Here is a 15009-nt window from a genome sequence, read left to right on the forward strand (position 1 = left end):
TGTTACCGCACAGCACGGAATTATTAATACCATCACAGAGCATAAGCCGCGGCAGAGCAGAAGCAGAAGTGATTCTATAAATCTCATGTTTTTAAGCAAAGAGCATCGCCTCTTTGCTTTTTTTATATATTAAGCTCGTCCACATTAAAAAAATGCAGACGATGTTAAAAGAGTACTAGTGATAGCGCTTTCACGTTTATTTCCCCAAGCTATAATTATCATGTAAGCAAATAAATACAAGTTTGAAAGGGGAATGGGAATGAAGAAAGCTTGGAAATTGATTTCTCTTATGCTAACCGTGCTTATGTTTACGGTGCTGGCTGCTGGATGTAACAACGGTGGAGGCGAGGTTAACGTTGGTATCGTTCTTCCGACTAAGGATGAACCTCGTTGGGTACAGGATGAACAGCGTTTCAAAGATGCTTTAGCAGATACAAAGTACTCGACTGAAATTCTTTTTAGTCAGGGATCTTCTGCAAAGGAAAAGGAAAACGTTGAAACTTTGATCAACAAAGGAATCAAGGTTCTGATCATCAGCCCTCAGGATGGCGATGCTGCAGCGGCTGCAGTAGAAGCTGCTAAAAAGGAAGACATCACAGTTATTTCTTATGACCGTTTGATTACGAATACAGATGCAGTTGATTACTATGTAACGTTTGACAGCCTGGCTGTAGGTGCTGCACAGGCACAATATTTGATCGACAACGCAAAGGGTTCTGAAGTTCCACTATACCTATATGCTGGTGCTGCTTCTGACAATAACGCGTTCTTGTTCTTCGAAGGTGCATGGAAGGTGCTGCAACCTAAGATTGCAGATGGAACATTCAAGATCGCAAACTCAAGCGAAGCTGAAGCTTTGAAGGATAAGGCTGATTTGACTCGTGATGAGCTAAGCAAAATCCTTGGACAGGTTACAACAAACTGGGATCCAAATGAAGCAAAAAACAAAGCACAAACACATCTTACTGCTGCAGGCGGTGACATGAAGGGCGATGTAGCGATTCTTGCACCAAACGATGGAACAGCTCGTTCAATCGCTGACGTATTTGCTACAGATGGCGATGTATCAAGCTTTGTTGTAACAGGACAGGATGCGGAAAAGGCATCGATCCAATACATTATCGATGGCAAGCAATCTATGACAGTATTCAAGGATGTTCGTACTCTTGTAAAAGATGCAATCGGTATGGCGGTTACAGTACTTGACGGCAAACAGCCTGAAACGACTGGTACTTACGACAATGGCAAAGTAGAAGTAAAAGCTAAGCAAACAGACGTAATCGTTGTAGATAAGGAAAATGTAAAAAAAGAACTTATTGACTCTGAGTACTATAAAGCAGACGATTTTACCGGATTAGAATAAAACTCATGATCTATGCGGAATAGTGGCGGAGCAATCTGCCACTATTCTGTAAATGCAACAGTTGTTTGGTTAAGGGAGGGATCAGGATGAGCGACTATATTTTGGAGATGAACCAGATATCAAAGGAGTTTACAGGAGTCAAAGCGCTCTCCGATGTAAATTTTAAAGTGAAAAAAGGCGAGATTCACTGTTTGATTGGGGAGAATGGTGCCGGCAAGTCCACCCTGATGAAGGTGCTCAGCGGTGTATATCCCTATGGCACATACGACGGGGATATCGTGTTCGAAGGGGCCGTGCAGCAGTTTAATAGAATCAGTGACAGTGTAAATGCTGGGATCGCAATTATTTACCAGGAGTTAGCATTGTTCCCTGATCTAACGGTTTATGAAAATATTTTCGCAGGCAACGAAGTAAAGCGCGGTTCGATCGTCGACTGGAACCAGACCATCGTGAAAGCGAAGGAAATGCTGCAAAAGGTGAAGCTGGATGTGAGCCCTGAAACGCTAGTGAAGGACTTGAGCGTAGGGAAGCAGCAGCTCGTCGAAATCGCCAAAGCGCTAAGCAAAAACGTAAAACTGCTCATTCTTGACGAACCAACTGCGGCATTAAATGAGGACGATAGCGAAAACCTGCTGGAGTTATTGGGGGACCTGAAAAATCAGGGCATCACAAGTATCATGATCTCGCACAAGCTGAAGGAAGTTATCTCCATTGCCGACCAGGCGACAGTTCTGCGGGATGGCCGGACGATCTGTACACTCGACGCCTCCAAAGGGGAAGTAGCCGAAAGCATCATCATTAAAAACATGGTTGGACGGGAAATTGAAGATATCTATCCAAAGAGAGCGAATAAAACCTTTGGGGATACCATCCTTGAATTGAGGAACTGGTCAGCATATGATGCTCAATTGGGCCGCCAGGTGGTAAAGGATGTCGATCTCCATGTGAAAAAGGGAGAAATCATCGGGATTGCCGGATTAATGGGCTCAGGACGGACTGAGCTTGCATTAAGTATTTTTGGCAACCCAAGGTTCTATAAGGTTCAGGGTGATTTGCTGTTAAGCGGCGAATCGAGAAAGCTAAAACACCCAAGAGAAGCCATCAAAGCAGGCATAGCTTATGTTACGGAAGATCGTAAGGGAGATGGGCTGTTTTTGCTTCAGGATATCAAAAGCAATGTTTCCGCTGCACATTTGCAGGGTGTCTCAAAAAATGGTGTCATAAATGATAATGAAGAAATAAAAATTGCAACGGACTATAAAAAATCCTTGAACATCAAATCATCTTCACTCGAGCAATTGGTTGGCAACTTGAGCGGAGGCAACCAGCAGAAGGTGTCCCTTGGCAAATGGCTGTTCGTTGGGCCGAAGCTGCTGATCCTGGATGAACCGACCCGCGGGATCGATGTTGGAGCTAAATTTGAAATCTACACAATCATGAACAAGTTAATAAGCGAAGGCATGAGTATTATCATGATTTCCTCTGAGCTTGGCGAGGTGCTCGGAATGAGTGACCGAGTGTATGTCATGGCGGAAGGGCAAATCAAAGGCGAATTGTCCATAGATGAGGCAAATCAAGAAAAAATCATGCAGCTTGCTACGCAATAGGAGGTTATCCCTTTGAACTTTTTCACAGAATTAAGGTCGTTGGTCAAAGTCAATATCCGTGACTACGGAATGTATATCGCATTGCTATTCATCATGCTTACTTTCTCTATCATGACAGATGGGCTGTTCATGTCCTCGCGGAATATAAGCAATCTGCTTGATTCTGCAGGTTATATCGCTGTCCTCGCGGTGGGGATGACACTTGTTATCGTCATCAGGCATATTGACTTGTCTGTTGGCTTCCTGGCGGGTTTCCTCGGTGCAATCGCTGCAATCCTGCTTACTCAGCAAGGCGTGCCCGTGTATTTAACAATTCCAATCATCCTTGTGCTTGGAATCATCATCGGAATGTTCAATGGCTTGCTAATCGCGCAAATCGGAATTCCTTCTTTTGTGGCGACACTTGCAGGGATGCTCATTTTCAGGGGAGCTTTGCTCCAGGTGACGGAAAAATCAGGAACAATCATTGTCAAGGACGATCATTTCAATGCCATCGGGAATGGGTTTATTCCATCTATCATTGAAGTGAATGGTTTGCATCTGCTCTCTTTAATTGTTGGGGTTATTGGAATATTAATCTATATTTATAGTGAAATCTCGACACGCAAAAATAAACTCAAGTACCAATTTGATGTAGTTTCTAAAGGAATCTTCACTCTGAAACTAGTATTCGTATCAGCAATCATTGCCTATATTACTTGGATTCTTGCAGGCTATAACGGTTTCTCCTGGACAGTAGTCATCATGCTGCTTGTGGTCCTTGTGTATCACTTCCTGACGACTAAAACCGTGATTGGCAGACATATTTACGCTGTCGGAAGCAACCCGGAAGCAGCCCATCTTAGCGGAATCAATGTCAAGAAAATTACTTACATGGTCTTTGGCTCGATGGGAATGCTGGCTGCTCTGTCAGGGATTTTATTCACTTCCCGTCTGCAATCAGCGACGACGACTGCTGGAACATTGTTTGAGCTTGACGCCATTGCGGCTGCTTATGTTGGCGGGGTTTCGTCAGCAGGCGGCGTTGGTAAAGTAACAGGCGCCATTATCGGTGCCATCGTAATGGCTTCCCTGTCAAACGGGATGAACCTGCTTGGCGTTGGCATTTCTTATCAGTACATCATCCGTGGCGGGGTGTTGGCTGCAGCCGTTATTTTTGATGTCATGACGCGCAGGAAAAAAGCCTAACCATACTAAATTGCAGAGGCTATGTGTAATATCGTTTGATGAAAGAACGATCCATTTCACATGGCCTTTACTTATTAAAATTACCTTCCAACAATCCCCGGGCACTGTTCCCTAAAGTTTCGTTCTTCAGCTATTGAACATTCTCAAGCAGATGGTATTATGAAACTAATTTACTAGTAGAAAAGGAGATTCTTCTTTTGCGAAAAATAGGCATATCCCTCCTTACTGTTATAACTCTGATTCTTTGTTATTTTACATTTTCATCAGCGGGAAAAGTCTTTCGGTCTGATTGGGATGTACCTGAGAGGGCTGCATCAAAGGTGTCTCAATACCGTCTAGTGCTGATTACGCAGGAGCTGGATACACCTTTTTGGGATAAAGTAGGAGCTGGCGCAAAAAGGCAGGCGGAAGATGAGGGAGCGAGCCTTGAGGTGTGGGGCAGTTATGGGAAGAACCAGGAGGACTTCCTGAAAAAAGTTGAAATAGCTATTCATTCAAAGGTTGATGGAATCATTGTCCAGGGTTTGGATTCAGATGAATTTAAAAATCTGACGAAGGTGAAGGCGGCTTTTTACGGGATTCCGATCATCACGGTTGCCAATGATGTGCCAATGACAGAAAGCCTGAGAAGGACTTATGTGGGATCCGATCAATATATGGCCGGAAGGATGATTGCGAAACAGATAGTCTCAGATATTGACTCCAAGGGGAAAATCATCCTGATGTCTGACAGCCGCCATGAATATTATCAGAATCAGCGGTTAACTGGAATGCAGGATGTATTCAAAGACTATCCAAACATCAAGATTATCAATGCAGAAACAACCGAGGCAAGGGACCAGATCATTGCGACGACCAGGGACATGCTGAACAAGACGCCTGACGCAGATGGGTTTATTGCCGTCAATGCAAATATTGCAGGGTCGATGATCCAGGAAATCAGCAGACGCTCGCAAGTAGAGCCTTTCCATATTTATACGTTTGACGATGCCCCGGACTCACTGTCGCTGCTGATGCGCGGGCAGGTGGACGGAGTAATCGAACAATCCCCTGAGGAGATGGGGATTGTTAGTGTCAATTTAATCATGAAATGGCTAAGGAACGAAACAGTTCCTCTTGATAAAAATGGCTACCTGACGGATATTCGGATGCTGAAAGCGATGGACAGAAAATGAACAAAATACAGAAAAAAATATGGATGCTCGCCATGGTCGTCCTGGTTTTTATGTCGGCAATTTGGATAGCGCTTACATATTACAACCACAAAACACAAAGCCAATATAACAATATTTTGCAAAGATATCTGGGGTTTAATGAAGTATCGATAGCGAGTCAGCAGCTTGTCACGGACCTGAATAATTACCTGCTGCTTCCTTCGCCGGCGAATTTAGAAAATATCAGCCACAGCAAGGAAAAAATCCGCAATGCAAAATACGAGGTCTATAAGCTGAAAAATGCAGAAAATGATTTCGCGCTTACAAACTATTTGAATCTTATTGATAGTCTGATGGAAACGGCAGACAGAGCTTTGCTGTTTCAGTCGGAAAAGGAAACCGAGGATTCTGCGAAGGAGTTTTCCGAAGCGACAAGGATTTCGATGTATATTTCCGAGACATCGCTCACTCTTCTCGACAAAGAATTGAAGACATACGAGTTGATGTACCGGGGAATCATTGCCCAATCTAAGGAACTCAACAAGCTGGGTGTCTGGCTGTTCCTGCTGGTCACAAGCTTAAGTATGCTATTAACCTATTGGATCTCGTTAAGTATTACGAGACCGGTAGAAAACCTGACGAGGGCAGCCAATGAATTGTCGAAGGGGCGATTCGACCTGCAGATCAAGGTTGATTCCAACGATGAAATTGCCTTCCTGGCCAAGACCTTCGATCATATGAGGGTCAATATCAATAACCTTATTTCAGAAATCCAGGAGAAGGCCCAGCTCGAGCATGAACTCCAGCAAAACAAGCTTCTCCTTCAGGAAAGTCAGCTAATCAGCCTTCAAAGCCAGATTAACCCGCATTTCCTGTTCAATACTTTGAATACCCTTTCAAAGAAAGCCTATCTGGAAGGATCTGAAGAAACGAGCGATATGATTGTGAATGTTGCTGGTTTATTGCGTTACAGCCTAAAACGGCTGGACAGGGCTGTTACGTTATTTGAGGAAGTAGCGGTTTTAAAACAGTATATTGACATTCAGAAAGCCAGATTCACCGAGCGTCTGCAGCTGCATATCGAGGTTGACGATGCTTGCCTAGGTGTGCAGATTCCCGGCCTGACCCTGCAGCCAATCATCGAAAATGCTGTCATTCATGCAGTCGAGCCTGAGGAGAATGGCGGTGTCATTTGGTTTCGTATTTCAGATGATGGAGACAAGGTACGAATTGAAATAGAAGACGACGGTTCGGGAATGCCAGAGGAGAAAATCAGGCAAATCCTCGAAGGGCAGCAGGTCATCCAAACAGGAGGCCACTCGACAGGGATCGGACTCAGTAACGTCGTGAAGCGCCTGCGGTTATTTTACGAAAATGAAGATGTGCTCGAGATACAAAGCGAAATGGGTTGCGGAACAAAAGTAGTCTTAAACATACCGAAAACGAGGAGGGACGGACATCATGATAAAACTCCTGATCGTGGATGACGAACAAATTGAACGGGATGGAATGCAGGTGATTCTGCAAAGAGCCTATCCGGATATAATCGTTGAACAAGCGAAAAATGGGAAGATAGCTGTTGAATTGGCTGGAGAATTTAAGCCAGATTTGATCCTGATGGACATCATGATGCCAGGAATGAATGGACTGGAGGCGATTGAGAAGATAAGTGCCGATTATCCAGAAGTGAAATTCGTAATGGTGACTGCCTATGATATGTTTGACTATGCCCGTACCGCTTTGAAGCTTGGCGTAAAGGATTATTTATTAAAGCCAAGTAAACCACGTGAAATCGTCGAAACTGTTGGGAAGGTACTGGAGGAAATTGAAGCCGAAAGGGCATCGCTTGCCGTAAATAAGCTTCAGCAAGAGGCACTGGAAAAAGCCTTGCGCGTCGTCGAGACTGATGTGGTGACACAGCTGCTTTATGACCATGTGCATGAGGTCCATATCGACCTGCTGATGGAAATGCTTGATATTAAATCCACAAGAGAAAGCTTTGTCATGGTTGTCATGCTACCAGCGGGCTCTGAACACCTTTATCAGGTGATTAAGGAAAAGGTTCGCAAAAACGGAAGCGGTTGGGTAGGAGCGTTATCAGGCTGCCAGCTGCCGATCATTGTTTTCCGACAACCAGACAAGTCTTACCGGACCCAGGCAGTTTTCCTGGCAAGGGACATACTCTCATCAGCGACAGCGGACACAGGTGCTAGGTGGTTCATCGGGATCGGGGATGCCTACGGCTCGCTGGATCAAATCAGACAATCCTATCAGGAAGCATTGAACGCTACAATGGATTTATCAATCCCTGTCAAATACCGCTTTTATTCGGATATGCCGATCCTTGGTGCCGTCAGTGACGGACAATTGGGAAGGCAAAGGGAAAAGCAGTTATTTGATCAAGTCCGGCTCGGACAATGGGACCTCGTCGTTGATACAATCATGGAAGTGATTCATAGCTACGCAAACGCTGGAACAAATCTTTTACAAGCGCAGCAGCGGATTCTGGAGCTGCTTTGGATGGCATCCCGCGTGATGAGCGAGCTGGGCATTGAGATCGATACGCCTACCTATTCGCTCCAGGCACAGGATTACCGCCAGCTTCGGATTGAAACAAACCATTTGCTTGAGCAGATGAGGCAGGTACATGAAGAATCCTATGACCGGCTTGAAGCCGACAAAATCCAGCAGATCAAACAATACATTACCGAACATTCGAATGAGGACATTTCGCTTGATGCCCTGGCGAATAAGGTGGGCTTAAGTCCAATCTACATCAGTAAAATGTTCAAGGAAAAGCTGGGTGTAAACTATATCGACTTCTTGACGGAATGCAGGATTGAAAAAGCAAAGAAACTGCTCGCAGATTCAGAGAAAAGCTTGAAGGAGATCACCTTCGAAATTGGATACCATGAACCGAATTATTTTAGCAAGGTATTCAAAAAAATGTGCAGTATTTCGCCAACGGAATACAGGAAGACTCTTTTGAGCAAAAAGTGATTTTTCAGAGGATGGGAGATGGACAATGAAAAGGGTTATTTTTAAATTTGCCGTAATCATAAGCATCCTGTCCCTGGTATTCGCTGTCTCTGCATGCGAATCGGAAAAAGAACAAGCTGTCGCTCCAGGACATTCCACCTCTTCCCAAAAAGTGAAACAGGCAGATGGTGAAAAGATCAAAGTCGGTTTTACGATGGATACTCTCGTCGAAGAACGCTGGCTGAGAGACAGGGAATTGTTCAGGGATGCAGTTCGGGCGCTTGGTGCGGATGTAGAGATTTTAGCCGCGAATGGGGACGACGTCCTGCAAATCGCGCATGCGGAATCATTGATCAGCCAGGGAGTAGACGTGCTGGTGGTCGTTCCTCACAATGCTGAGGCAACCGCGACCATCGTCAAGAAGGCACATATGGCGGGAATCAAGGTGATGGCCTACGACCGGCTTGTGAAAAATGCTGATATTGATATGTATGTTTCTTTTGATAATGAACAGGTAGGCGAGCTCCAGGCGGAAGCGATTACGCAATTAGTTCCTAAGGGAAGGTATGTCTATATTGGCGGAGCCATCACGGACAACAACGCGCACTTGTTTAAAAAGGGTGTCTTCAATGTGCTTCAGCCATATATCGATAGCGGGGATATTACCGTCGTATTCGATCAATGGACGAAGGACTGGACCCCGGCTAATGCAAAGGAAAACATGAGGGCTGCATTGAAGGCGAACAACAATCAAATCGATGCGGTGATTTGTGCCAATGACGCAACGGCTGGCGGCGTGATCGAGGCGCTCGCCGAGCAGGGAATGGCAGGTAAAATTCCGGTATCCGGCCAGGATGCGGAGCTGGCGGGAGTCCAGCGGATTGTGGAAGGAACCCAGACGATGACCGTTTACAAGCCGCTCAAAGAATTAACCCAAACAGCAGCCAAAATTGCCGTCCAGATGGCAAAAGGCGAAACCGTCGCGATCAACAGAAAAGTGAACAACGGAAAGATCGAAGTCCCATCGGTCCTTTTGCCGCCAATAGCTGTAGACAGATCCAATATGGATGAGACAATTATTGCTGATGGTTTTCATTCAAGGGAAGATGTCTATAAAAAGTGAGGTTTGAAAAAGCAAAGAGCGCCCGCTCTTTGCTTTTTTAAATACACTTTTTTATATCGAGTATCGTCTGCAAATGCATCCCTTCATGGAAGATCGTTCGTGTTAATACTTGCTCGATTGTATGCATGCCCATCTCAGTTGGTTCGAATTCCTCTTCCAATCGCTCTCCATAGGATTCTTTTATCCTGGCAGGCTGTGTTTTCAGCAATTCTTTTAGCTCACTGAAGGAAGGTGTTTCCTCTGTGAAATCGGCGGGGGAGGTACCGTAGCCAAACCAGGATTTGAACTTTTCAGGGACATCTGCCGGTTCCTTGGTGACCGCCTGGATCCATAAAAATTGATCAAGGTAAATATGTCCGAGGTTCCAGCGGATATTATTGTTGAAGCCTGCAGGGATTTTCTCCGCATCCTCATCAGAAACCGTATCTGCCACAACTAAAATATAGCTGCGATAGGAATCCAGCTGATTGAACAACACTTCATGGCGTTTTTTCATGTAAAATAGACTCCTTTTTTGAATGATAGATAAATATTCGTGAGATTAATTGAAATAACCTTCTAAAAAGAGTGTGAAAGTGGTTCGGGTTGAAACACTTTTAATTTTATTGGCGAAAACGAGATTATTTCGACCACATTTCAGGATATTTCGACCACTTTAACGATTAATTCGACCACATCTGGAATTAATTCGACCACATTCACTAATATTTCGACCAACTCGATAGAAAGATCAAAATACGAGCGAATTACAATATTGCCATAATAAAAATTTAGAAAATTCTCAATCCAAGACTTGCTAGTACGTTGGCATTGAACACTACGAGACTCTCATGATAGAATGGGAAAGGAATGAAAACGTTTTAATACATAGGAGGGGATAGAATGGTTCAGCCATACAAACACGAGCCTTTCACGAATTTTAAAGATGAGGTAAACCGTGAAGGATACCTGACTGGATTGAAAACTGTAGAAGGCTATCTTGGCCAGGATTACGACTTGGTGATTGGCGGAGAGAGAATCTCGACTGAAGACAAGATTGTATCTTACAACCCATCCAATAAAGAAGAAGTTGTTGGACGCGTATCAAAGGCAAACCGCGATCTAGCTGAAAAAGCGATGCAAGCGGCAGTTGAAGCGTTCAAGACTTGGAGAAAAGTGAAGCCTGAAACGCGTGCAGATGTATTATTCAAGGCTGCTGCAATCATTCGCCGCCGCAAGCATGAGTTCTCAGCGCTTTTAACAAAAGAAGCAGGCAAGCCATGGAACGAGGCAGACGCTGATACAGCTGAAGCAATCGACTTCCTTGAGTTCTATGCCCGCCAAATGCTTAAAATCAAAGACGGTGTACCAGTAGAGAGCCGTCCAAATGAATATAACCGTTATGATTACATTCCTCTTGGAGTAGGAATCATCATTTCACCTTGGAACTTCCCGTTGGCGATCATGGCTGGTACAACAGTAGCAGCGATCGTAACTGGTAATACAGTTCTATTGAAGCCAGCTTCAACTACTCCAGTCGTTGCGGCTAAGTTTGTTGAAGTAATGGAAGAAGCAGGTCTTCCTGCAGGCGTCCTTAACTTCGTACCAGGAAGCGGCGCTGAAGTGGGCGACTACCTTGTTGACCACAAAGACACTCGCTTCGTAAGCTTCACAGGTTCACGTGATGTGGGTCTGCGAATTTACGAGCGCTCTTCAAAATTGAGCGAAGGCCAAATTTGGCTTAAGCGCGTAATCGCTGAAATGGGCGGAAAAGACACGATGGTTGTCGACAAAGATGCTGATCTTGAATTAGCTGCTCAAGCAATCACTGCTTCTGCTTTCGGCTTCTCAGGACAAAAGTGTTCTGCATGCTCACGTGCTGTTATCGTTGAAGATGTATACGACCAGGTTCTTAACCGCGTCGTTGAATTGACAAACGAGCTTAAGCTTGATGATCCTACAGATCAAAGCACATTCATGGGTCCTGTAAACGACCAGGGTGCATTCGATAAGATCATGAGCTACATCGAAATCGGCAAGGAAGAAGGCCGTTTGATGACTGGCGGCGAAGGAGACAGCTCAAAAGGCTACTTCATCAAGCCAACAGTATTCGCTGACCTTGACCCTAAAGCTCGCATCATGCAGGAAGAAATCTTCGGTCCAGTTGTGGCATTCGCAAAAGCGAAAGATTTCGACCACGCACTTGAAATCGCGAACAACACTGAATACGGCCTGACTGGAGCGGTTATCACTCGCAACCGTGAAAACATCCAGAAGGCACGTGAAGATTTCCATGTCGGAAACCTTTACTTCAACCGCGGCTGCACAGGCGCAATCGTAGGTTACCAGCCATTCGGCGGCTTTAACATGTCAGGAACAGATTCAAAAGCTGGCGGACCAGACTATCTGCTTCTTCACATGCAAGCTAAGACTACTTCTGAAATGTACTAATACAAAATTGGAATCCCCTTCTCGCTTGAGAGGGGGATTTTTTCATTTTATGGGAATGGAAAGGCGCGTCCTTTGATATAATTAGGTAAAATTACCCTATGATGGAGTTGATGCTTTGCTGGGCATAATAGTACAACTATTGATATCATGGATTTTACTTCGTGTTTTTTACAGGGAAAACCTTAATGTATTAGGTATCACACCAAGTAAATCAAGAATGTCCCAATTTGCTCTGGGGTTCATTTTTACCGCATCACTTTGCACATTGATACAGCTGCTCGATTCTGCACTAACAAATACGGACTGGAAGTTGAATGAACATCTAACTGTCCTTGGCACATTAAACTTCTTCTGGTGGAATGTTAAGTCTGTTGTCTTTGAGGAGTTGATTTTTAGAGGAGCACTTCTCTATATCTCTATCCGAAAATGGGGAGCGAGGACAGGAATTTTATTATCCGCAAGTGCCTTTGGAGTCTACCACTGGTTTACTTTTGGCGTATTAGGAAATATAGTTTTAATGCTTGTTGTGTTCCTGATGACATCGATTTCTGGATTAGTTTGGGCGTATGCATTTGAAAAAACAAAATCAATGATGCTCCCAATTGGTCTGCATTTAGGATGGAACTTTGTTTTTAACTCTGTTTTTTCAAAAGGACCCTTGGGCCAACAAATACTAATCCTTCAACCTGATCAGAATTACATCCAACTTTCAAACGAGCTCTCCTTCTTCGTACAATTCCTGCTGCCAAATTTAATTGTACCCGCTCTCACATTTTTCTATATAAAATTCATGATGAAAAAGAATGCAAAGAAACCCCTGTAATCAGGGGTTTCTTTGTGTTTTTTTTATGGTTATGCCTCAGTAGGACATTTTCCTAATTATAAAAATTTTTCAGAAAAATTTAACAAAATAGTTGCAATATAAATCGTCTGTTATATAATACAAATTAGAGGTATTGATACTGTACTATAACAAAATACTTAAAAACAAAAGCGGGAGGAATATTTAAATGACTCAAGATCGTGTAAAGCAATTGCAGGAAAGCTGGGAATTGGATAGCAGATGGGCTGGAGTAGAAAGGACTTATACAGCGGAGGATGTCATCAAGCTTCGCGGTTCGATTGATATCGAGTATACACTGGCACGCCGCGGTGCGGAGAAGCTTTGGAAGCTAGTGAATGAAGAGGATTTCGTCAATGCACTTGGCGCTCTTACAGGCAACCAAGCGGTCCAGCAGGTAAAAGCAGGACTGAAGGCAATTTATTTGAGCGGCTGGCAGGTTGCAGCGGACGCTAACCTTTCAGGGAATATGTATCCTGACCAGAGCTTGTACCCTGCGAACAGTGTTCCAGCTGTAGTAAAGCGTATCAATCAAGCTTTGCAGCGTGCTGACCAAATCACTCATGGAGAAGGAGACGATTCCATTGACTGGTTCGCACCAATCGTGGCGGATGCAGAAGCAGGATTTGGCGGACAGCTGAATGTATTCGAATTGATGAAAGGCATGATCGAAGCTGGCGCGGCTGGCGTTCACTTTGAGGATCAGCTTTCTTCTGAAAAGAAGTGCGGACACCTTGGCGGAAAGGTACTTCTTCCAACACAAACAGCGGTGCGCAACCTGATTGCAGCGCGTCTTGCAGCTGACGTCATGGGCACGCCAACGCTGATTGTTGCACGTACGGATGCGAACGCGGCAGATTTAATCACAAGCGATGTCGATCCATATGATGCTCCATTCATCACTGGTGAAAGGACGCCTGAAGGATTCTTCCGCGTGAAGGCTGGTCTTGACCAGGCAATCGCCCGCGGCCTTGCTTATGCTCCATATGCTGACCTGGTTTGGTGTGAAACATCAGAGCCGGATCTGGAGGAAGCCCGCCGCTTTGCAGAAGCTATCCATGCAAAGTACCCTGGCAAACTGCTTGCTTACAACTGCTCGCCATCATTTAACTGGAAAAAGAAGCTGGATGACGAAACTATCGCGAAGTTCCAGGTCGAGCTTGGCAAGATGGGCTACAAGTTCCAGTTTGTTACACTTGCAGGTTTCCACGCATTGAACCACAGCATGTTCGAACTGGCTCGTGGCTACAAAGAGCGCGGGATGGCAGCTTACTCAGAACTGCAACAGGCTGAATTCGCAAGCGAGCAGCATGGATATACAGCAACAAGACACCAGCGCGAAGTCGGAACAGGCTATTTTGATGATGTATCAATGGTCATTTCCGGAGGAACTTCTTCAACCACCGCGCTAAAAGGATCTACGGAAGAAGCGCAGTTTACAACTTCTTGATCAGCTTGATATTTAGTCACGGGTTTTCTCGCTGCCTGGGCCCTCCAACTCAGGTGGCGATACACCATAATCGTTTTTGATTTTTTTACCTTGCATTCTCCTATTTGTGTCCTTCTCTTCAGCATGAAGAGAAGGTTTTTTTTTGCTCAAAATAGGTTAACCTTAAACTAGCACAGACTTCTGGGCAGAAACATACATAATATTATTGAAGTTTGAATTTGGTCAGCTATTACGGACATAAAATGAAGGCAAAGCGTGGTTTGTGTCCGTCATCAAGGTCATGACGGACAGAAATTAGAGGCAAAGCGTATTTTGTGTCCGTCATAGAGGCTTAAGCAGAGACTTAGCTCAAAAGGAATTGGAAGGGTAAAATCGAAGTAGTTAGTAATAGGAAAGAAAGCTGCAATATGGTGGAGGTGGATCGGTTGAGCAAAAGCAATGTGGATGATTACTTACAGCAAGGAATCCACGGGGCAAAGCAGACGAAGCCTGATGAGAGACGGCGTTTCCTTACGACACTTAGGGAGCGGGTGGTCATTGCACTTACTCAGGGGGAGGTAATGAGAAAGGGTGTTGAACCTGAGGTCGAGCAGCTTATGGATGAAAACGGAGAAGCCCATCTCTTTTTAAATGGCAATATATCATATTCTTATTTATCTGAATACATCAAAGCGGCTGAAAAACGGGGCATCGAGTTTACGATCGTGACCAATAAAGATTATGATTCTGAGCTGGGGCTCGTTTTAGCACACGACCATGCAATTGATAAAGAGGAAATTTATCTTGGCAAAAAGAAACCAGTAATTCAAACAGCTGAGCCTAAGAAGAAAAAGGGTTTCTTATCTGGGTTTGGTAAGTTTTTTAGAAAATAGAG

Annotated in this window: 12 protein-coding genes; 11 read left to right on the plus strand and 1 reads right to left on the minus strand. The window is 44.6% G+C overall.

What is annotated here, in order from left to right; genetic code table 11:
- The first annotated feature begins 259 nt into the window (after positions 1-259).
- From DYI25_RS17505 to xylF, 7 genes are all read left to right on the plus strand, one after another.
- On the plus strand, positions 260-1363 hold the full coding sequence (locus DYI25_RS17505; RefSeq protein ID WP_213371349.1) for a sugar ABC transporter substrate-binding protein: 1104 nt from the start codon (positions 260-262) through the stop codon (positions 1361-1363).
- Positions 1364-1449: 86 nt separating this feature from the next.
- On the plus strand, positions 1450-2970 hold the full coding sequence (locus DYI25_RS17510; protein WP_213371351.1) for a sugar ABC transporter ATP-binding protein: 1521 nt from the start codon (positions 1450-1452) through the stop codon (positions 2968-2970).
- Positions 2971-2982: 12 nt separating this feature from the next.
- Positions 2983-4158 carry a sugar ABC transporter permease gene (locus DYI25_RS17515; protein WP_249745534.1) on the plus strand — a complete coding sequence of 392 codons (1176 nt, stop codon included), beginning with the start codon at positions 2983-2985 and terminating at the stop codon, positions 4156-4158.
- Between the two features lie 197 nt (positions 4159-4355).
- Positions 4356-5333 (plus strand): sugar ABC transporter substrate-binding protein, encoded by a 978-nt coding sequence (locus tag DYI25_RS17520; protein WP_213371353.1) that lies wholly within the window; start codon positions 4356-4358, stop codon positions 5331-5333.
- Positions 5330-6799, plus strand: coding sequence for a sensor histidine kinase (locus DYI25_RS17525; RefSeq protein WP_213371355.1), 1470 nt, complete (start codon positions 5330-5332; stop codon positions 6797-6799). The genes DYI25_RS17520 and DYI25_RS17525 overlap by 4 nt, the downstream gene beginning before the upstream one ends.
- On the plus strand, positions 6774-8312 hold the full coding sequence (locus DYI25_RS17530) for a response regulator (RefSeq protein WP_213371357.1): 1539 nt from the start codon (positions 6774-6776) through the stop codon (positions 8310-8312). Before DYI25_RS17525 ends, DYI25_RS17530 begins: the two co-directional genes overlap by 26 nt.
- Positions 8313-8337: 25 nt before the next feature.
- Positions 8338-9414, plus strand: a complete 1077-nt coding sequence (xylF, locus tag DYI25_RS17535; RefSeq protein ID WP_213371358.1) for a D-xylose ABC transporter substrate-binding protein — start codon at positions 8338-8340, stop codon at positions 9412-9414.
- Positions 9415-9451: 37 nt separating this feature from the next.
- Here the strand turns inward: xylF and DYI25_RS17540 are convergent, their stop codons facing one another.
- Positions 9452-9910 carry a DinB family protein gene (locus tag DYI25_RS17540; RefSeq protein ID WP_213371360.1) on the minus strand — a complete coding sequence of 153 codons (459 nt, stop codon included), beginning with the start codon at positions 9908-9910 and terminating at the stop codon, positions 9452-9454.
- Between the two features lie 386 nt (positions 9911-10296).
- On the opposite strand from DYI25_RS17540, the gene pruA reads away from it, so the two are divergent.
- The 4 genes from pruA to DYI25_RS17560 all read left to right on the plus strand — a co-directional run bounded on the left by pruA (position 10297) and on the right by DYI25_RS17560 (position 15007).
- Positions 10297-11844 carry an L-glutamate gamma-semialdehyde dehydrogenase gene (gene pruA / locus DYI25_RS17545; protein WP_213371362.1) on the plus strand — a complete coding sequence of 516 codons (1548 nt, stop codon included), beginning with the start codon at positions 10297-10299 and terminating at the stop codon, positions 11842-11844.
- A gap of 115 nt (positions 11845-11959) precedes the next feature.
- Positions 11960-12667, plus strand: coding sequence for a CPBP family intramembrane glutamic endopeptidase (locus DYI25_RS17550; protein WP_213371364.1), 708 nt, complete (start codon positions 11960-11962; stop codon positions 12665-12667).
- A 187-nt stretch (positions 12668-12854) separates the two neighbouring features.
- Positions 12855-14135, plus strand: a complete 1281-nt coding sequence (aceA, locus tag DYI25_RS17555) for an isocitrate lyase (protein WP_213371366.1) — start codon at positions 12855-12857, stop codon at positions 14133-14135.
- 425 nt (positions 14136-14560) lie between these two features.
- The gene (locus tag DYI25_RS17560; RefSeq protein ID WP_249745535.1) at positions 14561-15007 is read left to right on the plus strand and encodes a YueI family protein; all 447 of its coding nucleotides are present in this window, start codon (positions 14561-14563) and stop codon (positions 15005-15007) included.
- The last annotated feature ends 2 nt before the right edge of the window (positions 15008-15009 follow it).

The organism is Mesobacillus boroniphilus (assembly GCF_018424685.1).
In the GTDB taxonomy this organism is placed as follows: Bacteria; Bacillota; Bacilli; order Bacillales; family Cytobacillaceae; genus Mesobacillus; species Mesobacillus boroniphilus_A.